Annotated in this window: 1 protein-coding gene; it reads right to left on the bottom strand. The window is 43.1% G+C overall.

Going from position 1 to position 364, the window contains the following annotated elements; translation table 11 throughout:
- Positions 1-364 (bottom strand): hypothetical protein (locus ACYQ78_RS39340; RefSeq protein WP_459806096.1); only part of this gene is annotated, 364 nt, incomplete at both ends.

Here is a 364-nt window from a genome sequence, read left to right as displayed (position 1 = left end):
GCAGGGCTGCTTGCTGTTCTTGCATTGTCTCCTGCAAAGCTTCCTTTCGCTTTTGCATTTCGTTTCCAACTGTTTCCTTATAATTCTCTGCCTTTTCAATGATTTGCTTGGCTGCATCTTTCACTGTCTCAAAAGCTTCGCTGCTATCTTTTTCAACTGTTTCCTTATATTTCTCTGCCTTTTCGATGATTTGCTTGGCTGTATCTTTCACCGTCTCAAAAGCTTCGTTGCCATTGTTTCCAACCGTCTCCTTATATTTCTCTGCCTTTTCGATGATTTGCTTGCCGGCATTTTTCACCTTCTCAAAAGCTTCGTTGCCAAAGGATGGCAGCTCGAAGAAACCGAAGGCATTTGGAATGACCAC

It is taken from the genome of Herbidospora sp. RD11066, assembly GCF_054661255.1.
The sequence above is the reverse complement of the archived record's forward strand: the minus strand, read 5'-3'. Positions and strand labels throughout refer to the sequence as shown.